Source organism: Peribacillus tepidiphilus (genome assembly GCF_009466385.1).
Taxonomy (GTDB): Bacteria; Bacillota; Bacilli; order Bacillales; family DSM-1321; genus Bacillus_BN; species Bacillus_BN tepidiphilus.
Genome location: NZ_WIAQ01000009.1, coordinates 35,637 through 58,418, shown reverse-complemented (window position 1 = coordinate 58,418; position 22,782 = coordinate 35,637). Strand labels below are relative to the sequence as shown.

Genomic DNA, 22,782 nt, shown 5'->3' with positions numbered 1-22,782 from the left:
TGGAATTTTTATTACAAAGGGGGAATGTTTAACATGAAAAAATGGATGATTTTCATGTTCGCTCTATTATTGGTTTTACCGTTCCAAATGACTACATATGCGGCAGTAGATGAGACAGAGCTGCAAAACTATCTTTCTACCATTGGAATGGAAAAGGAAGAATTGGTAGATTATTTAGCTTCCTATGATTTTACTTTAGCCGATTTTGAAAACGTTTCAGAGCTCCGTGATTTTCTTGGCGATCCGATGACTCCGGAAAACCTAGTAGCTCTTCTTCAAGAATATGACATGACTTATGAAGAACTAAAGGCGCTACTGATCGAATACGGTGAAATGGAAGAGAACGAAAAAATTGAAGATGTGTTTCCTTTTATTTCTGAAGTTGAGGATTTCATCCTGTTCGAACAAGGGATCGGAGAAATGGATGAGGAAATGCTTGCTGAAATGGACGAGCTTTTTAGTATGCTTGACCTAAATGAAGAGGAATTGACAAGGTTCTTTGAACATATCGCAAGAGTTATAGAAGCAGATCCGACAGTTCTTGATCAATTAATGGCTCTTTCCGAAAAAATGATGCAATTTGAAGAGTTTGAAACGGCTACTGAGTTAACAGCTGAACAAATTTCTGAAATAATGAGCATTTTTAATGAAATTACCGACCTATTACAGTTGGACTTCAAGTTTTATCTTGTGGAGAATGGAGTCAAAACCCCGATTTCTATGGCAGCCCTTATGAAGCTAGAAGATGCTAAAGGTGCATCTCTATTCATTGAGGTATATGACTTAAACGGAAATCTTCTTCTAGACTTAAATTTGACGCCTGATATGATTGGTTCAGAAATCATTACAGAAACTGGGAAAGACATTCAAAAAGCTGCGGAAAAAATCTCTCCTGTATCTCATACTGTAAAAGGTGCAAAAATGCCGGAAACAGCAGGAAATTACGCATTACAGCTATTATTTGGTGTCATGTTAATGAGCGCATCTTTCTTATTTATTAAAAAAGCTGGAGTACTGAAGTAACATGAAAAGATTCAAGCCGAACAAAAAAAGAGTAACATATTTGATTGTGGGTGCTTTTTTACTAGGCTTCGGTTTATATTTTACAAGCTCTAATGCTTTTAAATTGCTTTTAGGATACGGAATGTTTCAGTGGAATAAAGCTGTGAAGGTAGAAGCTGTTGAGGAAACTTCTAAACAAGAGAAAAACGTTCCGGTAAAACAAAACAACACCCCTTTATATCCTGTCAAACCGGAGAAAGGGGAGCTCATCGGTGAATTATACATTCCTAAACTCGATCAAACACTCCCTATTTATCACGGTACAGATGAAGACGATCTGGAAAAAGGAGTAGGTCACTTTGCCGGATCCGTCTTACCTGGTGAAAAAGATAACTCTGTTCTATCAGGTCATCGGGACACAGTGTTTCGCCAGCTTGGAAAGGTTGGTAAAGGAGATTTACTCGTTGCCAAAACCAGTGCGGGAGAATTCACCTATAAAGTGAAAAAGGTGCGAATCGTGGACAAGGATGACAGAACCGTAATCGTCCCTAAGCCAAAAGCTACATTGACACTTACGACTTGCTATCCTTTTGATTATATAGGTAGCGCACCTGAGCGTTATGTACTGGTAGCTGAGCTGGCTAGTACGAAATACGCTGCTGACAAGCCTTAAAATTGGAAGAGGGTCATCCAACAGTATGAACAGGGGCTCTCCAATAAGTCGAATTTTCGGCTTTTGGAAGCCCCTTTTTATGTTCAAGAATATTGATATATCAACATTCTTGATTTTCAATTTTTAATGAAGTTTCCCTTTTCGGACACCCCCGTTCAGTGATGGGCACCCTCTTATTTTATTTCTCGAAAGATCGTGTCAGTATTTGAGGATTGAACGATATTTCTGGCTGACGGTTGATATTTTACTCCTGACGACCGATATATCTGAACGATGACCGATATATTGCTTCTGACGACCGATATATCTGAACGACGACCGATATTTTGTTCCTGACGACCGATATATCTCAACGACGACCGATATTTTACTCCTGACGACCGATATATCTGAACGACGACCGATATTTTGTTCCTGACGACCGATATATCTCAACGACGACCGATATTTTACTCCTGACGACCGATATATCTGAACGATGACCGATATTTTATTTTTGACGACCGATATATCTGAACGACGACCGATATTTTGCTCCTGATGAGAGGACAGGACACTGTTTGCGCTTCGTAATTAATCATGATTTAAGCGAAAAGTTAATTGATTTAAGCGAAATTCCACCTGATTTAAGCGAAACCTCTTTTGATTTAAGCGAAAGTCCAAAAGCGACCGATTTTTTAGAAAAGCCGACCAATATATCGGCCAAACTGACCGATATATTGGATTAGCGATCTGGTCTCCAGCTCCTAATTACAATGAAATTTCGGATTATCGACCCGATCTCGAGCTCCTATTGACCGATACATTCGACTGACAAGTATTGGATGAGTACGATATATTCATCGACTTTGAGAATCAGCTTTTTCTTTTTTATACATATCCTGATAAATCGGATCGTCCTTCCAACGCTCCGCTAGTTGTTCTTCTGTGTAAATAATACGCATTGGATTTCCTCCAACAAATGCTCCAGGCGGTACATCCTTATGTACAAGTGTGCCCGCAGAAACAATGGCTCGATCCCCGATTTTCACTCCAGGCAAAATTGTCGTGTTAGCGCCTATCATCACCTCATCACCAATCTCAACATTCCCTAATCGATATTCACGGATGAGGTATTCATGAGCTAAAATCGTTGTGTTATAGCCAATAACTGAATTCCGTCCGACCGAAATCTTCTCTGGAAACATGATATCTAGCATGACCATCAAGGCAAAAGAGGTTTGATCTCCAACCTTCATTCCTAAAAGTCGGCGATACATCCAATTTTTCATTCCCAAAAAAGGGGTGTAGCGGGCCAATTGAATAACAATGAAATTTTTGACCACCTTCCAAAATGGTACTGTTTTATATACATGCCACAATGAGTTTGCCCCTTTAACAGGGTACCTGTTTGTCCTTCTCATGGTTCCCTCCGCTACTCTCATCCTCTTCAGACGACCTATACAATTTTATTGTGCTTTTACTTGCAAAATCTTAAGCAAATCCTTCATATTTTCCAACATATAATCCGGTTTATACTCTTCCAAATACTCTCTTCCCTTAATAGTCCATGCTACACCCGCTGTTTTCGTCCCGGCATTTTTTCCTGCCAGCACATCATGGTGGTTATCTCCAACCATAATCGTTTCTTCTGGGGAGGAATCTAGCTGCTCCAACGCCTTTAAAATAGGCTCCGGGTCGGGTTTTGCTTTTTTCACATCATCTAATGCTACAATTACATCAAAGAAACGCTCCAAACGTCCTACCTTTAAGCCTCTCAGTACGACATCTCTAATTTTTGTCGTAACAATCCCTAATTTATATCCCGCTTTATGTAAAGCTTCTACCGTTTCGTATACTCCCTCGTATTCCTTTACAAGGAGATCATGATGCTTCAAATTATGCTCACGGTAACGAACAATCATCTCGTCTACCCGTTCTTTGTCGATTGAATAAAAAGAGTCATATAAAGGAGGACCGATAAACTGTAAAATATCCTCCCTTTTATATCGTTCAGGATAATAATGATTAAGTGTCTCAGTGAACGACGCAATGATCAAATCGTTCGTATTGATAAGAGTCCCATCCAAATCAAAAAGAACAGTTGTAATGTTAGTGCTCATAAGTTGCATCATTTCCTTTCGTTAGCTCAACACGGTTCCAGAAAAATGCGACGGTCACTGTTAATAATATGGCCACAATCAATCGAATGAAAAATAAAGGCAGCACAGGAATGCCCAATGGTATAAAGATCAACGTATCTTCCACAACAGCGTGGCAGGCAACCAGAAAAATGAAGGCCAATGTAGCGTCCTTTTTGCTCACACCATCTTCTTTAACGGCTTGTATCATAACTCCAGCTCCATAAGCCAATCCTACTACCAATCCCGTCACCAAAGTAGGCGACGTATTTTCTTTCATGCCTAACAATTTTGTTACTGGAGCCATCTTTTTTGAAAAAAGCTCCATCCATTTTAAGTCCTTTAAAATTTGAATAATGATCATCAATGGAATCACAATAATGGCAAGCTGAAGCACCCCAAGTGCGGCTTTTTCCATCCCCTTCCATACAATTGGACCCAAACCATTTACAGTTTCATCCCCATTGCCAACCAGGCCATATTTTGCAATTTTGTCTCCTCCTTGCCAAACAAGGTTGATCACGATTGCCGATAACATCGCAAGACCAAACCTCACAACCAAAATCACCCAGAGCTTTACTCCAACCCTCAGGGCAACTCCTGTTTCGACCAAAATATTGTGTGAAAATGACAGCATAACAGCGATTATAAAAACTTCCTTTACAGTCATTTCAAGAGAAAGGATTCCCCCAATAGCAGCATATAAATTTAAAAAATTCCCTAAAACGAGTGGAATAGCCGCTTCACCAGGAAGACCGAATATACTCATCACAGGCGCAATCATTTTCACTACCCAATCCAAAATGGGGGTATATCTTAATATGGAAACAATAAATGTTACAGGAAAAATAACTTTTCCAAGTGTCCATGTTGTTTTAAGACCTGATTTCAACCCTTTTTTCCACGTATCTTTGTTCATCCTCTTCCCCCTACTCACGCACGCCAAAACTTTTTTTGAATCGTGCAATCCATCTGATGCCATGGGACATCCTCTTCTTACCCCTCTATTTAAGACTCTAAATATCGCTTATTGGCATAGCCCTTTGCTCTTCTAAATACTATGAGTCCAATTGCTAGAAGGATTAACACGATGGAAATCACTTGGGCAATTCGAAGCGTATCCGTTAACATTAAGCTGTCCGTACGGAGCCCTTCAACAAAAAAGCGTCCGATTGAATACCAAATGACATAGGATAAGAACAGCTCTCCTCTTCGCAGATTCACTTTACGCAGGAACAGAAGTACCATTACCCCTATAAAATTCCAAAGGGACTCATATAAAAAAGTAGGGTGATAGTATGTACCGTTGATATACATTTGATTGATCACCCAATCCGGTAAATACAGTCCCTCCAAGAAGGAACGGCTAACCTCGCCGCCATGTGCTTCTTGGTTCATAAAGTTTCCCCAACGACCGATTGCCTGACCTAGCAAAATACTAGGAGCTGCTATATCAGCAAGCTTCCAAAACGATATGCCTCGTTTTTTTGCAAACACAACGGCTGTTATGACAGAACCGATTAAAGCACCGTGAATAGCGATGCCTCCATTCCATATTTTGATGATATCTCCAGGGTATTGAGAATAATAATCCCATTGAAAAATAACATAATAGATTCTGGCAGACAGAATGGCAATCGGAACAGCATATAAAATTAAATCCAAAAACGTTTCCTTCTCCAGGCCTCTTCTCTCCGATTCACGCATGGCAAGCAACAATCCTAATAATATCCCTACTCCAATGATGATCCCGTACCAATGCACTTGCAATGGACCAAGATCAATCGCAATTGGATTAAGCGGTTTAATCTCACTCTCCATATTCTCTTATACCTCTCCCTTTTTACATAATAGGTAGTTGGCGGATGTATTTGCCTGTATTCATAAATGATGATCGTATTGCGGTGTTATGATAAACCACTAGAACATGATCATCACCATTATAGTTCGGTGATTCAGGATTACTTCGCTTTAAACCCGCCAAGACTTTTAACTATACATTCCCTTTCTTAAAGATCCTCGTGATCTCCTTCTTCAATGACCTCGGAAAGCTTATTTGAGAATTGCTGAGCTGCGTTCATTCCCATTCTCTTTAAGCGGAAGTTCATGGCTGCTACTTCGATAATGACGGCTAAGTTACGGCCTGGACGCACTGGTATCGTTAGCTTTGGAATCTCCGTATCAATGATTTTCTGCGTTTCGTCATCAAGCCCTAACCGATCGTAATGTTTATTCTTTTCCCAAAGCTCCAAATGAATGATTAATGAAATTTTCTTAAAGCTTAACACAGCTCCCGCTCCAAAAAGAGTCATAACATTAATAATGCCTAGACCACGGATTTCGAGAAGATGCTCGATTAATTCTGGAGCGCTTCCAATCAATGTATCCTGGTCTTCCTGCCTGATTTCTACACAATCATCCGCTACAAGACGGTGACCTCGTTTGACTAATTCCAAGGCTGTCTCACTTTTTCCTACACCGCTTTTTCCAGTAATAAGAACGCCAATCCCATAAATATCAACTAATACACCGTGAACGGCAGTCGTCGGTGCAAGCTTACTCTCCAAATAGTTTGTAAGATGACTGAACAAGCGTGTTGTTTTCATCTTAGAACGAAGCACCGGAACGGATTCCCTTTCTGACGCCTCAATCAATTCTTCGGGAACTTCCTGATTTCTTGTAATAATAATACCCGGAGTAATATCCGTGCAAAGCATTTCCATGCGGTTTTTTTGCTCTTGGTTACTTAATTTTTCGAAAAAGGTAAGCTCCGATTTTCCAAGAAGTTGGAGACGTTCTGCTGGATAATATTCAAAAAAACCGGCGATTTCTAATCCTGGTCGAGAAAGGTCACTCGTCACAATGGGACGGTTGATCCCTTCTTCACCGCTGATCAGCTCAAGATCAAATTTTTCCATCAAGTCTTTTGTTCTTACTTTTGGCAATGTAAGCTCCTCCTTTAGGAGATGTATGTATATCTCATCAGTTCTTTTCATTTTAGCATGTATTTTTTGGGAACCAAACCTCTTTTCCTCTTTAGTATAAACAAAAACGTGGCAATAGCAGAGCAAAAAATAATCTATAGTAGATGATAAATTCTATTATTACTCGTATAGGTAGTATGTTTAATTTTATAATTTAGTAGATTTTTCATTCATATGTACAACCCCCTGCTTGTACATCTTCATATAATGTGAGTAGACAAGCTGTAAATGGGGTGAATCATTTGAAAATTGTGTTGGATGCTGGACATGGGTATGACACTCCTGGAAAAAGAAGTCCGGATGGAATGAAAGAATATGAATTTAATCGGATGGTTGCCAACTATGCGAAAAAACTATTATCTCAATACATAAATGTAGAGGTCTATTTTACGCACTCAGACGTGAAAGATATACCTTTGCAAACTCGGACAAAACAAGCAAACGCTTTAAAGGCAAATCTACTAATTTCGATTCATGCTAACGCCTCTGGTAGCGGAGGTTGGAATAGTGCTGAAGGTATTGAAACCTTTATTCATACTAGGAAACCTGCAGAAGCTGTTAAACTTGCAAATAGCGTTCACAAAAACCTAATCCTTGCCACTGGGTTAAAAGACCGCGGAGTCAAAACGGCAAACTTTCATGTTTTAAGAGAAACCACTATGCCATCCATATTGATTGAATGCGGTTTTATGACAAACAAAGAAGAAATTAAGCTTCTTCGCTCAGATTCGTACAGACAAAAGTGTGCAGAGGCGATCGTAAAAGGAATTGCTGAAGCGTATGGACTTGAAAAGGTGAATGCTATTTTGTCTCCCCTCCCTCCACAAGAAAATGGCCTGTACAAAGTGCAAGTTGGAGCCTTCAACGATAAGAAAAACGCAGATTTTCTTGCTGAGCAGCTTAAAAAAGCTGGCTACAAGGCTATGGTTATATTTGAAAAAAAATAATTCTTTTCGATTCTTGCGAAACAACATACATTGTTCTGTTCTCGATTTTGAACTTCCGCTTAAATCAAAAGAGGTTTCGCTTAAATCACTAAATTTTCCGCTTAAATGAAGGTTTCCAGTCTACTTGATGTACTTTATCTTTAGACGGTACCCTTAAAAATGACCGTAAAGCTACTATTTTTCCTACATAAAGCAATAAAATAGACCATCGGAGCAAAAAATTCCAATGGTCTTACTTTTTGCACATAATTACCCGTCAATACAATATCAGCACAATTTGCCTACCTAGAAAAAGCCTGCCTATTAGAAAATAATGAAACGGCTAAACGAAAATCATAAGTAGTAACAAATCGCCAATCATGATTTACGACTCAGCATGACTTCTTTTCACAGTAATCGAACCTGTCTTCGAATCTGCAAAGATATTCAGATTCTGAAACGACGATTGAATCATTTTGAATTTCAGCTGTTTTTGAGCAAGCTCATTTTTTTCTTCTATAACTTGAATTCCCGTCAAATCCAAGTTAAAGCCACCAAGATTGGATTTCAGTTCACCCTCTGCTGGCAGATCCTCCGGAATGATCAACTCTACACTTCCCGTTACCGCTTTTGCATGCAAGCTTTCAGCAGAACGGTTCTTTAGCTCAAATTTCACACTTCCGTTAAAAGTTTGAAGGTCTCCTGAGATGATATGCCCTTCTCCCTGAATAGCGCCATTTATTGTCTCTGCTTCTAGCTTCTTAAAGCTTACACCATTAAGCGTAATGTTGCCATTTGCTGTTTCAAATTCTCCGTCCTCCGCAAGAACTCTTTGAAGATTTAATTTACCGTTAGCTGATCTTGCTTTTATACTTTCTGCTTTTACATTTTCTGCAAATAATGAACCATTAAAAAGACGAACGCGGATTTTATGATAATCATTTTGAGGAATAAATATTTTCGTATCCATTTTCATCCACTTTTGACGAACGATCAATTGCAAACGATCATTTTGAATTTCAAATCTCGTATCATTCAACAGCTGTTTTCGCGCTTCCCTTTCGTCCTTTGTTCGATAAACCTTTGCCTCGCATTCTATTCGGACATCATTATTCTCCCAAGGAATGATTTCCGTTTTTCCGTTTGCGATATCAATGTCGATATCTTTGAACGATACATCTGGCTGGTGAAAAATATGGGAAAGCTCAACAGATTGTGTCAAATCAAGCTCTTTCACCTTTTTAAGGACGCTATCCACAATATCAAATAATTTATCCTTAGCTGACTGGAATTTATTATAAACAGGCTCTTCTTTTTGATCTTGTTCCTCATAATTCACTACAGTTGAAAGCTCTGTTACAATTTCTTTTTCTTTTTCCTGCTTATTGATGTTTGCCTTTTCGAATTCCTCTAAAATGGTCAATGCTTCATCCGTCGATAGCTTTCCTTCTTTGACCCATTCCAAAATCCTTTTCTTTTCCTCGTTCATGACTACTCCTCCTCTTTCATTGTTTTACCAAAATCTTGATTCCTATCACTATATTCCAAATTCCAACAATTAATGAAATCAATCCTGTTAAAACAGCTGCACCCAAAAATAAGAATGGAATTTCAGTTTCTGAGCTTAAATCATAGAATAATGCCCCTAATACAAGCGGAACACCAATAAGAGGGATCAGATGGGATAAAAATGCTCTTTTAGCATGCTTCTTTACACCCGTGTCTACTGTAACAAAATAAATAATAATCGGTACCAAAAACGGTGCAAATAAAACACTCATATAACTTAAAGCTGACAATACTTTATTTGATTCCATTTCTATGCACTCCTTTTTCATCAACCCATCATTATTTACGCTTCATTTGAAATAAAGTTTCATAAGTCCCATTGATGAACTTCGACATTTTTTCTGACATGATTTTTATGGATTATTTTTTTATTTCCATGGAAATATTGAGCTTCGGCACTTTTTAATTAAACGTTTGATTAGATGCTACCTTGTTGAATGCTGTCAAAGAATGGGACAATAAATTTTAGACAATAAACAAAAAGAAGCTGACCCATAAGTGGCTGTCTCCCGTCTATAGTTACTGCAATATCGTAAACATTTTTCCTGTTTACAATATTCAATAACCCCTAAGGGAATTAGCTCGGTCAGCTTCTATTTATGTGTGAATTAAACACGCTCGTGTTCTTTTTCCTCTATAAGCTTTTCCATTCTTAGGCGATCACGTTGGAGAATCGGTTTTAAATAGCGGCCTGTATGGGAGGCTTCTACCTCAGCTACCTCTTCTGGCGTACCAGTTGCAATAATTGTACCGCCTTTTTCTCCGCCTTCCGGTCCTAAATCGATAATATAATCAGCCGCTTTAATGACATCGAGATTATGCTCAATCACGAGTACTGTGTCGCCATTCTCAACTAGGCGCTGCAGCACAACAAGAAGTCTAGATATATCATCCACGTGCAGTCCTGTTGTCGGCTCATCCAAAATATACAACGAACGACCTGTTGAGCGTCGATGCAGCTCTGATGCGAGCTTCACACGCTGGGCTTCCCCGCCGGATAGTGTTGTCGCAGGCTGTCCTAACGTGATATAACCCAAACCTACATCAGCAATCGTTTGGAGCTTTCTTTTGATTTTCGGGATATTTTCAAAAAACTCTAGTGCATCCTCTACTGTCATATCTAATATTTCAGAAATGTTCTTTCCTTTGTATTTCACTTCCAGTGTCTCTCGGTTATATCGTTTCCCATGACATACCTCGCAAGGGACATATACGTCAGGTAAGAAGTGCATTTCAATCTTGATGATTCCATCACCACGACAGGCTTCACAACGTCCGCCTTTTACGTTAAAGCTAAATCGGCCTTTTTTATACCCTCTAACCTTTGCTTCATTCGTGGCAGCAAAGACATCGCGAATATCGTCAAAAACTCCTGTGTAAGTAGCTGGATTCGAACGAGGAGTTCGGCCAATTGGTGACTGGTCGATATCAATGACCTTATCTAAATGCTCGATGCCTTTCATTTCTTTATGCTCTCCAGGCTTTGTTTTGGCATGGTGCAGCTTTTGTGCCAATGCTTTATGAAGAATCTCATTAATTAAGGTACTTTTACCTGAGCCTGAAACACCCGTAACCGCTATAAAGGTGCCAAGTGGGAACTTAACAGAGACATTTTTCAAGTTGTTCTCTGCAGCTCCTTTAATTTCAATGAATCGCCCATCACTTTTTCTTCTTTTGATCGGCAGCGGAATAAATTTTTTGCCAGATAAATACTGTCCTGTTAATGAATTAGGATCATTCATCACTTCTTCAGGAGTTCCAGCTGACACAATGGTTCCTCCATGAACGCCTGCTCCAGGTCCTACATCTATTAAATAATCGGCTGCAAGCATGGTATCTTCATCATGCTCAACTACAATTAGCGTATTTCCAATGTCACGCATGCTTTTGAGCGTTTCAATCAATCGGTCATTATCCCGTTGATGAAGACCGATGGATGGTTCATCAAGGATATAAAGTACACCTGTCAATCGGGAACCGATTTGAGTAGCCAGTCTGATTCGCTGGGCTTCTCCGCCCGATAAGGTTCCAGCAGCACGACTTAATGTTAAATACTCTAAGCCGACATTTGCCAGAAAGCCCAGACGTTCTTTAATTTCCCTTAATATAAGGTTGGCGATTTTCTGTTCTTTTTCGGTAAGCTCAAGCTGCTCAAAAAATGTATTCGCATCCTCTATGGAAAGTGAAGTCACCTGACCAATGTGCTGCTTTTGAATCAAAACAGAAAGACTTTCCGGCTTTAGACGATATCCTTTACAAGTTGGACAAGGATGCTGCGCCATGTATTTTTCCATTTGCTCACGTATATAATCGGAGCTTGTTTCTTTGTAGCGTCTCTCTATATTGTGAATAACACCCTCAAATTCAATATAATTTTCACGCACTTGCCCAAAGTCGTTTACGTATCGGAAATAGATTTTTTCTCCTTTTGATCCATATAGAATTTTATCAAGGAGAGCAGGCGGAAGGTCTTTAACCGGCGTATCCATATCTACTCCGTAATGGTTGGCGACAGCTTCCAACAATTGAGGGTAAAATTGAGAGCTTGTCGGTTCCCACGGGGCAATGGCATTCTGTCTTAAAGATAATTCTTTGTTTGGAATGACAAGGTCTACATCTACTTCCAGTTTAGATCCTAAGCCATCACATTCCGGACATGCCCCAAAAGGACTGTTAAACGAAAACATGCGCGGCTCTAGCTCAGGTACGGAAAATCCACAAATTGGACAGGCATGATGCTCACTAAAAAGCAGCTCCTCTTCTCCAATGATATCAATGATTACTTTCCCGTCACCGAGCTTAAGCGCACTTTCAATAGAGTCAGACAAACGCGCTTGAATGCCTTCTTTTATAACAATCCGGTCAATAATGACCTCAATCGAGTGTTTTTTATTTTTCTCAAGCTCAATCTCTTCGCTGAGATCATGTATTTCACCGTCAATCCGAACACGCACATAGCCTTGCTTTTTGATCTCCTCTAATGTCTTGGCGTGTGTTCCCTTTCTGCCAGACACAACTGGAGCAAGCACCTGCAGCTTTGTCCGTTCAGGATATTCCAAAATTCGATCAACCATTTGCTCAATCGTTTGAGAGGAAATCTCAATATTGTGGTTTGGACACGTTGGCCTTCCAATACGTGCAAACAATAAACGTAAATAATCATATATTTCCGTCACTGTTCCAACAGTTGAACGGGGATTTCTGCTTGTTGTCTTTTGATCGATCGAAATGGCCGGCGACAGACCTTCAATCGCATCTACGTCCGGCTTGTCCATTTGCCCCAAAAACTGACGGGCATAGGCAGATAGGGACTCAACATAGCGTCTCTGTCCCTCTGCATAAATGGTGTCAAAAGCAAGCGAAGATTTCCCAGAACCTGATAAACCCGTCAGCACAACAAGCTGATCTCTTGGAATCGTGACGTCAATATTTTTTAAATTATGGACTCTTGCTCCTTTTACAATGATTTTTTCCATTGCCATCGTTTAAAGTCATCCTTCCGATTTCAGCTCTAAAATTAAGTCACGAAGCTCGGCTGCTCTTTCGAAATTTAATGCCTTTGCAGCTTCCTTCATTTCCTTTTCCATTTGTTCAATCAACTTCTCGCGTTCCTTCTTCGTCATTTTATCAAGCTTGACAGAAGGCGTGTATGCTTCCTGCTCTTCTGCTGCATGCGTTGCCCTTATGACATCGCGAATATCCTTCTGTATGGTTTTTGGTACAATTCCGTGCTTTTTATTATATGCTTCCTGGATTTCTCGACGACGTTTCGTTTCATTAATCGCAATTTCCATCGATTTTGTTATATGGTCTGCATACATGATAACATGGCCATTCGCATTACGAGCCGCACGGCCTATGGTCTGGATTAGCGAACGTTCAGATCGTAAAAATCCTTCTTTGTCAGCATCCAGAATCGCCACAAGCGAAACCTCTGGGATATCTAATCCTTCTCTGAGAAGGTTAATCCCCACCAGCACATCGTATTTTCCTAGTCGCAGCTCACGGATGATTTCGATTCGTTCTAATGTCTTTATCTCGGAATGCAAGTATTGAACCTTGATTCCGACCTCTTTTAAATAATCCGTCAAGTCCTCGGCCATTTTTTTCGTAAGAGTTGTAACAAGCACTCTTTCATTTCTCTTAATACGCTCTTGAATCTCGCCGATCAAGTCATCGATTTGCCCTTCGATTGGACGAACATCGATGGTTGGATCTAACAAGCCAGTTGGACGAATGATTTGTTCAACCATTTCTGGTGAATGTTCAAGCTCGTATGGTCCCGGTGTTGCAGATACATAAATAGCGGTCTTAATTTTCTCCTCAAACTCTTCGAACCTCAAAGGACGGTTATCCAATGCAGAAGGCAATCGGAATCCATGATCCACTAACACTTGCTTTCTGGCCTGGTCACCATTGTACATTCCTCTAATTTGTGGGAGCGTTACATGGGACTCATCGACCACAAGCAGGAAGTCTTCCGGAAAATAATCCAAAAGTGTGTAAGGGGTAGAGCCTGGCGGACGCAATGTCAAATGTCTTGAATAATTCTCAATGCCTGAGCAAAAGCCCATTTCCCTCATCATTTCTAAATCGTATCGAGTTCTTTGCTCAAGGCGCTGCGCCTCTAGCAATTTATTTTCATTCCTTAATACCGCAAGCCGCTCTTCCAGTTCTTTTTCGATATTTTCAATGGCGATTTTCATTTTTTCCTCACGCGTTACGAAGTGGGAAGCCGGGAAAATTGCGACATGCTCCCGCTCCCCGAGAATTTCACCTGTCAGAGCATCTACTTCTCTAATTCGATCAATCTCATCTCCGAAAAACTCAATGCGAATACAATGTTCGTCACGGGAAGCTGGGAAAATCTCCACAACATCGCCGCGTACCCGAAACGTTCCACGCTTGAAGTCAATGTCATTCCTTTCGTATTGTACATCGACTAATTTATGTAAAAGCTGATTCCTCTCTATTTCCATACCCACTCTAAGAGAGACAACTAGCTCACGATATTCTTCAGGTGAACCTAAGCCATAAATGCATGAAACACTGGCAATGATAATGACATCTTTTCTTTCAAACAAAGCGGAAGTCGCAGAATGGCGAAGCTTATCTATTTCATCATTAATGCTGGCATCTTTTTCAATAAATGTGTCGGTTTGTGGAACATATGCCTCTGGCTGATAGTAATCATAGTAGCTGACAAAATACTCGACCGCGTTGTTTGGGAAAAATTCCTTGAATTCACTGTACAGCTGCCCGGCGAGTGTCTTGTTGTGAGCGATCACAAGAGTTGGTTTATTTACTTCTTTTATTACATTGGAAATCGTAAACGTTTTACCCGTTCCTGTAGCACCCAGCAACGTTTGATGCCGTTTACCGTTTCGGACACCCTCCACAAGCTTTCGAATCGCTTCGGGCTGATCGCCTTGTGGGGAGTATTTAGATACTAACTCGAATTGGTCCTTCACAAAAGAAGCCTCCTAACTGTTCCTTCATCATATCAATCCCATATAATCCGTACATATACGTTCATTTTTTCCATATATACACATTCTATCACAAACCATTACAAACAAACCAATAAAAAGCGAACGTTTATTCGATTTTGTTTTTGTTGGTGGAGATGGACTTTCTATCAAACTAAAAAATCGCTCCTCTCCTAGAATCTTGTCTTCTTACTTGAACCATTTGCCTCGTTTTTGGAGTTTCGCTTATATGGAGAGTGGTTTCGCTTAAATCAGATGGAGTTTTGCTTAAATCAGAGGAAGTTTAGCTTAAATGCTAAGGAATTTCGCTTAAATCAGAAAGTTTTCCGCTCAAATGAAGATGAACACTTCCTTTTATAATGCTAAAAAACGCCTAAGAGCTATGCGCTTCTAGGCGTTTTCCGTATCAATCGGATCGATAAAAATAAACCAAGTGTTAGAGAAAATGCATCGATAATGATTAGTAGCCAGCTATTTGTATAGCCTTTATAAACAGAAGCCGCAATAAGAGCGACTGTCAAAGCCAAGCCAACGAAATGATTATATGTGACTCTTGTAAAGAGTAGCACAAGCAGCGCAGGAAAAATCAGTGCAGACATAATTTGAATCATTTTTATCGCTCCTTTTCCGTTATTCGATTCAACCTATAGGGTGAACTTTCTCCATAATTATAAGCTTATTTCGTTTTTCATGTAAATTCTATAAATTTTTAGGTCGATATATGGATTTAGTCTATTAAGCTCATTAACGAATTTTTAGATAGATGTTGTAAAAGAGTGCACGTGTTATTACAGATCATAACCACTTTAGGCAGTCGATACCCATTTGGTACACTAGCATTTTTTCATTCAAGAGGTTTCCCATTTCAAAAAAAGCTGTCCCAACACAAAGAGGCTGACAATCCTATTAAAAGCAGAAGTTATAGGACAGCATCATTTAGATTGGAAATAGAATTTTAAAGGTTGTGCCCTTTCCAAGTGTGCTATCGACTTTGACTTTTCCGTTATGCTTTTCAATAATCCATTTCGCAATAGAAAGGCCGAGTCCAGCACCTTCAGACGATGTTCGGCTTTGCTCGCCCTGGAAAAAACGGTCAAAAATTTTAGGCAGATGTTCTTTGGAAATTCCTATACCATTGTCTTGGACAATCATTTCAATTTGACTACCTGTTTTTTTACAGATGAGTATGATTTCACCCTGATCATCCGTATACTTCATTGCATTATCAAGCAGGATGACGATCAGCTGATGGATTTTTTCCTTGTCGCCGATCATCATCATTCCAGGATCACAATGAACGTGAAGATTTTTTCCTTGAATCATTGCCAGTTCAGCATAATTTTCTTCGATTTCTCCAAGAAGTTCATTCAGTGAAAACAGCTTTTTTTCAATTACGATGCTGTTAGAATCGGACCGTGCCAACAATAATAAATGACTCACCAGTTTTGTCAAACGCCTGCATTCCTTAGCTATAACTGAGATATCAGAGGCTTTTTCCTGAATAGTTGCTTGGGGATTGCGCAGCAGGAGTTCCGACCGAGACTGAATGACTGCAAGAGGCGTTCTTAGCTCATGTGAGGCATCTGACACAAACTGCTGTTGCTTGCCCCAAGCCTCCTTAATTGGCACAAACGCCCTGCCTGCCAAATAAAATCCAGCCACAATAGCAACTAAACTTCCCATTACACTTCCAACCGTCATGACGATTTGAAGGCGACTAAGAAATTCCTGTTCTGAATTGACGTTTCTCAAGAGCTGAATCTTAATGGTTCCAATCTCGGTTTGGAAGGTGTCCGATATGGTCCGAAAATAATAGCCTTCAGCAGACTTCTCCTCAATACGGTTATTTTTTTTCGGAACAAAGCTTTCTTTATGAGCAGAAAATAGGGTGCCGCTTCCTGAAATATCCACAACATTGTTGTTTTCATCCCATATGAGCATGGTGATGCGCGGATCGCGAATATAGGAGGGTATCCCTAGATCTGGATCCAGCGGAATAAAACCGCTCTCAGCCATTTCATTAAACCGGATCATCAATCGCTGAAGATCTTCATCGGAATCCTGGTACAATTGTACTTTTATATAGGAAAAAATAACGGATGCCAAAGCTCCGATGATGAAAATAAAAATGATTGAATTTAGTAGCGTCAGCTTAATCCGTGTTTTTTGAAACATCCTGCTCTCCTCTTTTCTATTCTGCTAAACGATCATTTCGAACCCGGCATCCTTTTTCTTAATCACCAAGCATATAGCCAATGCCCCTAACCGTCTGAATGTCTTTATCATATCCGTACGGCTCCAGCTTTTTCCTGAGATGATGAGTAAAAACCTCTACAACTCCTACAGAAGTGTCAGAATCAATACCCCATATTCGGTCAAAAATTTGTTCCTTTGTTAAAATACTACCTTTATTCTGAATAAAAAATTCAAGCAAATCGTATTGTTTTAAGGTTAGTTTTACAGGCTGTCCATCGATGGTAATTTCTTTTTCCCGACCATGCAGTTCAATCCCCTTATAACAGAGGGTTTGTTTGGTCGTTAAGCTCCCGCTTCTTCTGAGCAGGGCGCGAAGACGAGCCTCTAGCTCAGGAGCCTGGAATGGCTTGACCAAGTAATCATCGGCCCCGTAATCCAAACCACGAACACGATCTTCCAAAGCATCTTTTGCTGTCAAAAATAAGACAGGTGTCTTAATATTTTCTTTTCGGAGCTCTTGAATGATCTGAAAGCCATCCATTCCGGGAAGCATGACATCTAGAATAATCGCATCATATATATTTTGGAGTGCAAGGAATAATCCCTCTTCCCCATCAGAAGCTACATCGACAGTAAAACTGCTTGACAATAGCTCCTTGATGGAATAAAGCAGCGTGATATTATCCTCCACAACTAGAATTCTCATGCTAGTATTTCAGCTCCCCCACAAAAATCTTTATTAATCCTATCATACTATAGAAAACATGCGCCTGGAGGAATTTTGCAGATTTTTGAATCGGGTATGATTCTTTTTAGATGCTCCTCGTTACTAAAAGAATGGATTTCGGGAGATTCAAGCTGATTATGCAAAACTTTATTTATGCTCTTGACTCTTTCTTTTTCCTAAACATTCATCTACTCAAATTTTAAAGCTTCAATCGGTCGAAGCATTGAGGCTTTGATTGCCGGGAGAATACCGAAAACAATCCCTACCAAAAGAGAAAACAAGAAGGCCATTCCGATGACGGGTACCGAATAGGCGATTGTCATTCCTGCCGTTACGGAAAGAAGCTTTGCCCCCGCTAGCCCTAGTGCAATCCCCATTAAACCACCGAGAGCGCTTAATGTTACCGCCTCAATCATGAATTGCCACACGATATCAGCTCGTTTTGCACCAATCGCTTTTCGAATGCCGATTTCCCTTGTTCTTTCTGAAACCGACACAAGCATAATATTCATAATGCCGATTCCACCCACAAGAAGAGAAATCCCTGCGATACCGGCAAGTAAAAGCGTAAACGTTTCTGTCACTGAACTCATCGTTTCCATCAAATCCTGCTGGTTGTTTACACTATAACTGTCTTCTCCGTTGGGTAAAATGGTGCTCATCTCGACCTGAGCTCTCATCATGACAGCATTTAGCAAGTTTTCCGACTCGGCTTGAAGCAATACCGTGTTGATGCTAGTATTTTTTGAAACCCGTTGCGACGTTGTCAGTGGTAATATTATGACATCATCCCCACTTTGACCCATAGAGGTCCCTTTTGAAGCGAGAACGCCGATCACTTTATAAGACACTCCTTCAATTCGAAGGGTTTCTCCTACAGGATTGCTTCCGGAAAAATAGTTGGCTGCCGTGTCGCTGCCGAGTACGACTACCTTTTGATACAGTTCAACATCCAGATCTGTGATGAATCTTCCTTGCGCAACGTCTAAATTTCTAATGTCCTTATAAGCCTCGTTTGTACCAATCATGGTCACCTGTCCTGATTGGTTGTCTTTTTTCACGTTTAACCTCCCACTAATGGTTGGGGAAGCAGACTCCACTCCATCTATTCCAGAGAGCTTTTCAAAATCAGCCATTGACAGGCTTTCCTCTCCACCATACACACTAATGGTAATCAAATTCGTGCCAAGCTGATTAATTTGTGATTCCACCTGCTTATTCGATCCCTGCCCAATGGAAATTAATACAATAACCGAAGCCACCCCAATAATGATGCCAAGCATAGTCAAGAAAGAGCGAAGCTTGTTACCGCGAATGCTCCGGAGTGAAATTTTGAAAAGTGGCAATAGCTTCATGAGATCCTCCCTCCTCCGATCACTATTTCAGTTTCTAATCCTTCAAAAAGCCGTTCGTCACTCGTAAGCTCTCCATCCTTAATATGCACAATCCGCTTCCCTTGGCGAGCCACACTGTGATCATGTGTGATGACCAAAATCGTGTGACCTTTTTTATTCAAATCTGTCAAAATCCCAAGGATTTCACTGCTCGTTTTACTATCAAGAGCCCCTGTAGGCTCATCTGCCAAAAGCAGCGGTGGTTTGCCGGCGAGTGCACGGGCAATCGCAACCCTTTGCTGCTGTCCTCCTGAGAGCTGGTTTGGATAATGAGAAGCTCTGTCTATTAGCCCTACCTTTTCCAAACTTTCTAGCGCCATTTTTTTTCTTAGCTTAGCGTCCACACCACGATATAGTAACGGAAGCTCCACATTTTCTAATGCTGTAAGCTTTGAGAGCAAATGAAAACTTTGAAAAATAAAACCAATCTTCTTATTTCGAATCACTGCTAATTCCCGGTCATTTAAGCTATTAACCTCTTTTCCACCAAGATAATAGGTTCCACAATCCCCCTTATCTAAGCAGCCAATTATATTCATAAATGTCGATTTACCTGAACCTGATGGACCGATAATCGAGACAAAATCTCCCTCTTCAACGGTAAGTGAAACATCCTTCAATGCGGTAATCGTTTCACCTCCGAGCTTATAAAACTTATACATGTTTTCCATTTGAATAAGAGCACTCATCAGCGGTTTGTCCCTCCTTGATCTCGTCTCATCATACCTCCGCCTTGCATACCTCCTCCTGGCATCATTCCTCCTGGCATAAACATGTTTTCATTACGTCCTTGCTGCTGTGAACTAGTGGTTATGGCCGGCAGCTGAACGATCTCTCCTTCTTCTAAACCTTCAGTAATTTCAATATAGCTCTCGTTTGCCAATCCAGTTTTCACTTCTTTGCGGACAGTGGTTACAGCATCCTCACCTTCTTGCGGAACGAACACGTATTTACGGTCACCTTGCTTCCGTACCGCTTCAATGGGGAGCAACAAAGTATTTTCTTTGCTTTCCACAAGGATACTAGCTTCCACCGACATCCCAACCTTTAGGCTTTTAGGCTGATCGATCGTAATGGTTACGGAAAAAGTCGATACACCATTTTCATAGGTCCCTTCCCGAGCAATGTCGGTCACTTTTCCAGAGAAATCCTCTTCAGGGTACGCATTAGCGATGATAGATGCGGTCTGTCCGACTTTTACTTTTGATACATCTAATTCATCTACAGAAATGACCGTTTGTAAACTTTTATAATCCGTAAGATGAGCAACGACCTTTTCCGGAGTAACATTGTCCCCCTCTTCCACATCGAGGGCTGTAATCGTGCCACTAAAAGGAGCAGTAATAGAATCACTTCCGTCAGTAAATGTGATCAACTCTTGACCTTCACTCACTTCATCATTTAGGGATACAAGCACTTCGTCTACTTCCTTCACTTCATCCACCATCAAATCTTCACTGTTCACTGGTTCGATTGATCCAGATCCACTCACTCTAACCTCTAATGTTCCTTTTTCAACAGCAGCTGTAGGCGTTTGAGCCATCGTCTCCTGCGGTTCCTTTTTCAAATAAAAAATTCCTCCTGCCAGACTTAAAGCAATAACAACAATCCCAATAACCAACCATTTTTTCATCCTTTACTCTCCTTTTCATTGGTATTTGGCCAGCGCATAAATCCATTATGAAGAAGCATGCTTTACAACGATCCATTCTCCGCTCTTATGAAAAACAGAGTGCAGGTAGTTCTGCACTCTCAAGCAATTACGCAGTCTGGCTGCGCTCCTGTTTCAGTTTTTCCAATTCCTTTTCAATGTCTTGCTGCAGAAGGGGATCTTGTTCGAGTTCCTGATGCTTCTCAAATAAGGTTTGGCTCGCTTTGGCCTTTGCTTCCATTTTCATAATCTGCTCTTCGATTCGAGAGAAGCCTTTTACTATATTTTCTGGATTGAAAGACACAACTGCATGCTGAATTTGTGCAGTCGTTTGTGCGACCGTTGCCCTTGATAAAAGGACGAGCTTTTTTTGCTTCAGCTCTTCATATTTCTCAATAAGGGATTTAATCGCTTCCGACAACGTTTTGGTTTGCTGATGTATGCTCTCCTTTTGCTCCTTGTACTCTTTCAATCTTTTTTCATATATCATTTTTTCACGAATAGCCAGCTTAGCTATATCATCTTCATTTCGCTCAACTGCTAGATTCATCTGCCTGGTGCGCTTGCGAATCGTCTCTTCTGTTTGCTGAATCATCCGTTCAAATCTTCTTTCCACATATAATTGTTGTGCCAAGGCTTCCTCCGCTTTTCTAATTTCTTCCTCCATTTCACGGAGGTATTGGTCCATCATTGATAGTGGATCTTCCATTTTATCCAACATTCGGTGAATATCTGATAAAGCGATGCTTTTCATTCTTTTAAAAATAGCCATTAGGTTTCCTCCTTACGAATCTTCTTTTCCCATTCATCGAGATAATCGATCGTATAACCCGCATTCACATGATCTTCATGGGCAAAAATCATTTCCTTTCTAGTTGTTGACTTCCATAGCACATAAGCCACAACAAGTAAAAATAGAATCCCGAGAGCTGTCGGTAGCAGGAAGTATACGCCTCCTACAAATAAAAGCCCTCCAAACCATTTCAAGAATCGATTTTCTTTTGCCATTTTCCACACGATCAAACCAGTAAGAATTACACCCAATTTCAAGATCAGCGCTAGCATCCAAAAGCTTCCCCAAATTGGATACATTCCTTTTGGATGGTGCATTAGAGGAGCTTGTCCGCCGAAATGCATAACACCGCCCCTGTGTCCGAAATGATGACCACGAGGACCCGGATTCATAACGTTTTGATGTGTGAAATGCCCCATCGAAACAAACAGCTTAATGCTGGCAAAAAGAACAATCAATCCTCCTGCTAGAAGAAAAAACCTACTCCATTTTCCTTTCATGCGTATCACCTCCTTTCAAGAGCTTCACTTCATGTTAATTCGGACGCTCTTTTTTTCCTTTTGCTTTCTGCTTTTAGTATTTTGATTGATAAGTAAATTCCTGTAGCCGTCAAAATAATCATGCTGATCGCCGCTACATCAATCATCCATCGGATATCTACTTCACCGAGTCTCCCCTCATGAAGCCCGCGAATGAATCCAAAGAAAGAATTTTGATCTTCTTTTTTAGGAAAAACCTGACCAGCATCTCTAGCATTTTCTCCATTCAAAACATTGCCCTCGCCAGTCATCTCGCCACTATTAGGTAAGGCTTGACCAGCTTCTCCGTTTAAAAAATTGCTTCCTCCAGACATCTCACCTCTTGCTTCAAACCTCTCTCCTTCCATCCGGTCTTTCGGTTGAGATTGTCCAATAAGCCATGGTTCTGCAAGCAGTAAGCCTGTTAACGCCTCAATGAGCAAAAACAAAGATGTAATCAATCCGATCCATAAATGTACTTTCCTTGTGAATTTCATTTTCTTTCCTCCAAATCAACTTAGTTCGCGAAAGACAGCTTCCCTCTGCACCTTTTAATACTTGTACTTTACAACCCAAATATGTCAGCAAGATGTCAAGAGGAAATTTTTTTATGACAATCGGATAAGACTACAATTTTCCCAAATTGGCAGCCTTACACATATTCATCCCGCGAGATTAAGAGAGAAGCCCGCGATCAGTCCGGCATTTCGGCCGACAGGGGGGCGGTTTGGAGGAAATAT

The 22,782-nt window shown here is 40.5% G+C and carries 23 protein-coding genes; 4 read left to right on the top strand and 19 right to left on the bottom strand.

Going from position 1 to position 22,782, the window contains the following annotated elements:
- The first annotated feature begins 33 nt into the window (after window positions 1–33).
- Both GD441_RS07470 and GD441_RS07465 read left to right on the top strand, forming a co-directional pair.
- Window positions 34–1,023 carry a processed acidic surface protein gene (locus GD441_RS07470; RefSeq protein ID WP_191992122.1) on the top strand — a complete coding sequence of 330 codons (990 nt, stop codon included), beginning with the start codon at window positions 34–36 and terminating at the stop codon, window positions 1,021–1,023.
- Window position 1,024: 1 nt separating this feature from the next.
- On the top strand, window positions 1,025–1,675 hold the full coding sequence (locus GD441_RS07465) for a class D sortase (protein ID WP_153125313.1): 651 nt from the start codon (window positions 1,025–1,027) through the stop codon (window positions 1,673–1,675).
- 198 nt (window positions 1,676–1,873) lie between these two features.
- Here the strand turns inward: GD441_RS07465 and GD441_RS07460 are convergent, their stop codons facing one another.
- Complete coding sequence (locus tag GD441_RS07460) at window positions 1,874–2,110, bottom strand: hypothetical protein (RefSeq protein WP_153125310.1); 237 nt, start codon at window positions 2,108–2,110, stop codon at window positions 1,874–1,876.
- Window positions 2,111–2,235: 125 nt separating this feature from the next.
- On the opposite strand from GD441_RS07460, the gene GD441_RS07455 reads away from it, so the two are divergent.
- On the top strand, window positions 2,236–2,403 hold the full coding sequence (locus GD441_RS07455) for a hypothetical protein (RefSeq protein WP_153125308.1): 168 nt from the start codon (window positions 2,236–2,238) through the stop codon (window positions 2,401–2,403).
- Window positions 2,404–2,514: 111 nt separating this feature from the next.
- Here the strand turns inward: GD441_RS07455 and GD441_RS07450 are convergent, their stop codons facing one another.
- The 5 genes from GD441_RS07450 to hprK form a co-directional block, all read right to left on the bottom strand.
- Complete coding sequence (locus tag GD441_RS07450; RefSeq protein WP_153125306.1) at window positions 2,515–3,078, bottom strand: acyltransferase; 564 nt, start codon at window positions 3,076–3,078, stop codon at window positions 2,515–2,517.
- A gap of 45 nt (window positions 3,079–3,123) precedes the next feature.
- Complete coding sequence (gene ppaX / locus GD441_RS07445) at window positions 3,124–3,777, bottom strand: pyrophosphatase PpaX (protein ID WP_153125304.1); 654 nt, start codon at window positions 3,775–3,777, stop codon at window positions 3,124–3,126.
- Window positions 3,767–4,714: a nucleoside recognition domain-containing protein gene (locus tag GD441_RS07440; RefSeq protein WP_153125302.1), complete on the bottom strand. Its 948-nt coding sequence runs from the start codon at window positions 4,712–4,714 to the stop codon at window positions 3,767–3,769. Before GD441_RS07440 ends, ppaX begins: the two co-directional genes overlap by 11 nt.
- 89 nt (window positions 4,715–4,803) lie before the next feature.
- Entirely contained in the window at window positions 4,804–5,616 is an 813-nt protein-coding gene (gene lgt, locus GD441_RS07435; RefSeq protein ID WP_153125300.1) for a prolipoprotein diacylglyceryl transferase, read from the bottom strand.
- A 188-nt stretch (window positions 5,617–5,804) separates the two neighbouring features.
- Window positions 5,805–6,740, bottom strand: a complete 936-nt coding sequence (gene hprK, locus GD441_RS07430) for an HPr(Ser) kinase/phosphatase (protein WP_153125298.1) — start codon at window positions 6,738–6,740, stop codon at window positions 5,805–5,807.
- A gap of 272 nt (window positions 6,741–7,012) precedes the next feature.
- Here hprK and GD441_RS07425 point away from each other — a divergent pair, with 272 nt between their 5' ends.
- On the top strand, window positions 7,013–7,726 hold the full coding sequence (locus tag GD441_RS07425) for an N-acetylmuramoyl-L-alanine amidase (RefSeq protein WP_338091704.1): 714 nt from the start codon (window positions 7,013–7,015) through the stop codon (window positions 7,724–7,726).
- A 364-nt stretch (window positions 7,727–8,090) separates the two neighbouring features.
- Here the strand turns inward: GD441_RS07425 and GD441_RS07420 are convergent, their stop codons facing one another.
- From GD441_RS07420 to GD441_RS07360, 13 genes are all read right to left on the bottom strand, one after another.
- The gene (locus GD441_RS07420; RefSeq protein WP_153125294.1) at window positions 8,091–9,194 is read right to left on the bottom strand and encodes a DUF4097 family beta strand repeat-containing protein; all 1,104 of its coding nucleotides are present in this window, start codon (window positions 9,192–9,194) and stop codon (window positions 8,091–8,093) included.
- Between the two features lie 16 nt (window positions 9,195–9,210).
- Entirely contained in the window at window positions 9,211–9,522 is a 312-nt protein-coding gene (locus GD441_RS07415; protein ID WP_153125292.1) for a magnetosome magnetite crystal formation protein family, read from the bottom strand.
- A gap of 360 nt (window positions 9,523–9,882) precedes the next feature.
- The gene (gene uvrA / locus GD441_RS07410; protein WP_153125290.1) at window positions 9,883–12,756 is read right to left on the bottom strand and encodes an excinuclease ABC subunit UvrA; all 2,874 of its coding nucleotides are present in this window, start codon (window positions 12,754–12,756) and stop codon (window positions 9,883–9,885) included.
- Window positions 12,757–12,765: 9 nt separating this feature from the next.
- Complete coding sequence (gene uvrB, locus GD441_RS07405; protein ID WP_153125288.1) at window positions 12,766–14,745, bottom strand: excinuclease ABC subunit UvrB; 1,980 nt, start codon at window positions 14,743–14,745, stop codon at window positions 12,766–12,768.
- Between the two features lie 398 nt (window positions 14,746–15,143).
- Window positions 15,144–15,374 (bottom strand): CsbA family protein, encoded by a 231-nt coding sequence (locus GD441_RS07400; RefSeq protein ID WP_153125286.1) that lies wholly within the window; start codon window positions 15,372–15,374, stop codon window positions 15,144–15,146.
- Between the two features lie 325 nt (window positions 15,375–15,699).
- On the bottom strand, window positions 15,700–16,938 hold the full coding sequence (locus tag GD441_RS07395) for a sensor histidine kinase (protein ID WP_153125284.1): 1,239 nt from the start codon (window positions 16,936–16,938) through the stop codon (window positions 15,700–15,702).
- Window positions 16,939–16,996: 58 nt separating this feature from the next.
- Window positions 16,997–17,665 (bottom strand): response regulator transcription factor, encoded by a 669-nt coding sequence (locus GD441_RS07390; RefSeq protein WP_153125282.1) that lies wholly within the window; start codon window positions 17,663–17,665, stop codon window positions 16,997–16,999.
- A 209-nt stretch (window positions 17,666–17,874) separates the two neighbouring features.
- The gene (locus tag GD441_RS07385) at window positions 17,875–19,041 is read right to left on the bottom strand and encodes an ABC transporter permease (protein ID WP_153125280.1); all 1,167 of its coding nucleotides are present in this window, start codon (window positions 19,039–19,041) and stop codon (window positions 17,875–17,877) included.
- Window positions 19,038–19,769, bottom strand: a complete 732-nt coding sequence (locus GD441_RS07380) for an ABC transporter ATP-binding protein (protein ID WP_153125278.1) — start codon at window positions 19,767–19,769, stop codon at window positions 19,038–19,040. Before GD441_RS07380 ends, GD441_RS07385 begins: the two co-directional genes overlap by 4 nt.
- The gene (locus tag GD441_RS07375) at window positions 19,769–20,713 is read right to left on the bottom strand and encodes an efflux RND transporter periplasmic adaptor subunit (RefSeq protein ID WP_153125276.1); all 945 of its coding nucleotides are present in this window, start codon (window positions 20,711–20,713) and stop codon (window positions 19,769–19,771) included. Before GD441_RS07375 ends, GD441_RS07380 begins: the two co-directional genes overlap by 1 nt.
- A gap of 127 nt (window positions 20,714–20,840) precedes the next feature.
- Entirely contained in the window at window positions 20,841–21,503 is a 663-nt protein-coding gene (locus tag GD441_RS07370; RefSeq protein ID WP_153125274.1) for a PspA/IM30 family protein, read from the bottom strand.
- Window positions 21,503–22,024: an MFS transporter gene (locus GD441_RS07365; protein ID WP_153125273.1), complete on the bottom strand. Its 522-nt coding sequence runs from the start codon at window positions 22,022–22,024 to the stop codon at window positions 21,503–21,505. The genes GD441_RS07370 and GD441_RS07365 overlap by 1 nt, the downstream gene beginning before the upstream one ends.
- A 29-nt stretch (window positions 22,025–22,053) precedes the next feature.
- The gene (locus GD441_RS07360) at window positions 22,054–22,539 is read right to left on the bottom strand and encodes a PepSY-associated TM helix domain-containing protein (RefSeq protein ID WP_153125271.1); all 486 of its coding nucleotides are present in this window, start codon (window positions 22,537–22,539) and stop codon (window positions 22,054–22,056) included.
- Window positions 22,540–22,782: the final 243 nt, after the last annotated feature.